The organism is Xenorhabdus beddingii (assembly GCF_002127545.1).
In the GTDB taxonomy this organism is placed as follows: domain Bacteria; phylum Pseudomonadota; class Gammaproteobacteria; order Enterobacterales; family Enterobacteriaceae; genus Xenorhabdus; species Xenorhabdus beddingii.
In genome coordinates, this window is record NZ_MUBK01000079.1 from 1 (window position 1) to 2,606 (window position 2,606).

3 protein-coding genes and 2 pseudogenes are annotated in these 2,606 nt (G+C 38.8%); 1 reads left to right on the top strand and 4 read right to left on the bottom strand.

The genetic code is table 11. From position 1 onward, the window contains the following. Positions 1-101: 101 nt before the first annotated feature. Positions 102-314, bottom strand: a pseudogene (locus Xbed_RS18325) (phage integrase); the annotation flags it as partial. 167 nt (positions 315-481) lie between these two features. Here Xbed_RS18325 and Xbed_RS18330 point away from each other — a divergent pair. After that, positions 482-1,006 (top strand): annotated as a pseudogene (locus Xbed_RS18330) (IS982 family transposase); the annotation flags it as partial. Here the strand turns inward: Xbed_RS18330 and Xbed_RS18335 are convergent. The 3 genes from Xbed_RS18335 to Xbed_RS18345 all read right to left on the bottom strand — a co-directional run bounded on the left by Xbed_RS18335 (position 993) and on the right by Xbed_RS18345 (position 2,345). Next, complete coding sequence (locus Xbed_RS18335) at positions 993-1,325, bottom strand: phage integrase (RefSeq protein ID WP_086114262.1); 333 nt, start codon at positions 1,323-1,325, stop codon at positions 993-995. The pseudogene Xbed_RS18330 and the gene Xbed_RS18335 overlap by 14 nt on opposite strands. After that, a complete protein-coding gene (locus tag Xbed_RS18340) occupies positions 1,322-1,894 on the bottom strand; it encodes a WYL domain-containing protein (RefSeq protein WP_086114263.1) in 573 nt (190 codons plus the stop codon). Before Xbed_RS18340 ends, Xbed_RS18335 begins: the two co-directional genes overlap by 4 nt. Positions 1,895-1,988: 94 nt before the next feature. Continuing rightward, positions 1,989-2,345, bottom strand: a complete 357-nt coding sequence (locus Xbed_RS18345) for a hypothetical protein (RefSeq protein WP_086114264.1) — start codon at positions 2,343-2,345, stop codon at positions 1,989-1,991. Positions 2,346-2,606 lie beyond the last annotated feature (261 nt).

A 2,606-nucleotide genomic window follows, 5' to 3' on the forward strand; every position in this document is an offset into this window, starting at 1 on the left:
TTGAATGAACTCCTTCCCTGGTCAGATAATCCTTTCAGTTAAAAATCCCCCATTTTTAGTGTTGGTTGGTAAAGCAAGGTGAGATGACCGGATGCTTACTAAAGAAAAGCTAATTCCTGATCACCTTCTTTAAACTGACGAATTCCATCAAGAGGGTTCTCACCTTCCCATTCACCCAATCTTTTTAATTCAGCAAATACCGCATGAATATACGACTGTTCACTATTAACAGTTGCTTGTTTGGGTGAACCCTTTCCTTTTGTATTCCATTTACCGTTAAGACGCTGCTCGCGGTATACCGCAAACATATTTTTACGCGATGCTCGACTTTTATGATGAGTTGAAATGACATAGCCGCTCCTTTATAACTTTAAGTCGTCAAAAATAGAGAAATAAAGGAACAAAAGGCTATGTCACAGCAAGATTTTATCATTTGGGTGTTTTGTTGGGTAGATGACAATTTAACGCAGTTACAGCAAGGAAAGGCAGTGCCAACTTCAAAGGACAAGCCGATTATGGGTACTGCGCCGCCAAAAACGAAACTGACTACGGCTTCAAAGGCCATATCATGATAGACGAAATCGGCGTGGTAACCGGGTTTACACTGACGCCCGCCAATGTCAGTGAGCGTGAAGCAACCTGGGATGTGATCGGCTCGATAAAAGGCTGTTTGCTGGGTGATAAAGGGTATTTAGGCGTTGAGTTTAAACAGGAAATGAAAGCGGAGGGGATTGAAATGATGACCCCTGTGCGGGCCAATATGGATGACCCCCTCCCCAAAAAAACGAGAAGGGTCATTAACGCCAAACGCCGTTTAGTTGAAACCGTGATTGGTCAACTCGCCGGCCAATTTGCTATCGAGAAGTGCTGGGCACGGGATTTGTGGCATTTGAGTCATCGAATTGCCAGAAAACTGCTTTCTCACACGTTGGGTATTTTTGCCAATTTTAAACAAGGTAAAAGTCAACGCGACTGGCTTCAACAAGCTAACGTTATAGGATGTTAAAGTCGAGCATCGCGTTATTTTTATCAAACTCGGTAACATAGGGATTATTTAGCCGCATACAAATTGCATCTAATTTAGACTTCCGCGAATGGCCAGATTCTAATGTCTTACCATGCATTTCATACCAACGTTCAACTAATTCGCTTAGTTTTAATGCTTGCTTCGCACTGCCATTTGATGTGTCTTTTGGTACTAGCTTTCTCTCAAAAGCCATCGCCTCACCTTTGGTTGCGAATTGCTTTCTTATGCGAGTACCGTTTTTTCCATTGGGGTAGCATTCGCAAATCCATTTACCCGATGATAATCTTCTTACTGTCATAGACACTTACCAGAGTTCAATTGCAAGATGTCATTAAAAAACTCTTTTTTACTGTACGTTTCCCCGTTGTACTGAATTTTTGAAGCTATTCTTTCGACTTTGAATGTCCTGTCGCCATTTGCTTCCATACAGTAACCGAAAAAATAAGGTTCGCCGACTGAGTTTATAGAAACTTCTTCTAATGAAAGCATTCTCTTACCTGAACTACTGTAGTTAAACTCAATCAAAATAGGCGCATCAGCCCATACTATTGATAAGTTATCTTTGAATTCATCAAGTGGTGATTCACCCCACTCATCCGATTCACTCCATTCATGAGCATTACTGTATGTGCTTACTGAGTTTTTCCTATTTGCAGAGCCGATTTTGCGTAGCTTGGCAATTTCATCCTGTACGTTTGTTTTTCCAGTCTGAGCTTTTAATTGTTTTTTTGATTTTTTTTGTATTTTTGTTTTTCCATCATCTATTCCCAATCGTTTTTTTAATTCTGTATTTTCTTTAATTACTGAACGTGTAGTAAGAGCGCAAAGCAAAAATCCAAATAAAAAAGCTGCGATAATTTCAATCATTCCCCTTATCCTTATCCTTATTGTTGATTGTTGCTTTATGAAATAATTCTCGTAATGCTTTCACCTCAAGGTACAAATATCTACAGTTCTATAATTATAGATCTGTAGATATTTGTACTCTTATACTTTCGTTATGTCTTTTGTATACAACCGCATGGCTAGCCGTTTGTATATTTAAGCGTGACGCCTGATTCATGGCGCGATAGTTTTCAATTATCTCTTGTTCTTCTATCGATATGCTCATTGACTGAACTCTATTACCTGTAATAATGTACATAGTATCAAAACCGTGTTCCGCTAATTTGTGTAAGCACAGCCCCCCAAGAGGTATTTTGTTATGTTCGTAACTGGTCTGTGTGTTACACGAATATCCCGTCAAACTTTCAAAGTCAGCTTGGCTTAAGCCTAAACGTTTACATTCCTCTGTTATCCTGATTTCCATTACGTTCATCAATGTATCCTCTATGTTTGTTTGAATGCATATTAGACAATTCAATAAAAAAAACAAGTAGTTGCGGTTCACAATGTAACATTACGATACGAAAGAAACATATTCACAGATCACAATTACGAATAGATACTATTTCAAATAAGTCATTTTTTTATAGTAAATGCTGAGTTAACATATTAAGTGCAACAGGCGGAATATTAAAAGGCGTGAGTCAACTGTGATACATTTCACGGCTCTCACACCCGAAATCATGGCCTGATA

Coding starts and splice junctions, on each gene's coding strand:
- Xbed_RS18340 (WP_086114263.1), bottom strand. CDS start 1,894: ATGATTGAAATTATCGCAGCTTTTTTATTTGGATTTTTGCTTTGCGCT.
- Xbed_RS18345 (WP_086114264.1), bottom strand. CDS start 2,345: ATGAACGTAATGGAAATCAGGATAACAGAGGAATGTAAACGTTTAGGC.
- Xbed_RS18335 (WP_086114262.1), bottom strand. CDS start 1,325: ATGACAGTAAGAAGATTATCATCGGGTAAATGGATTTGCGAATGCTAC.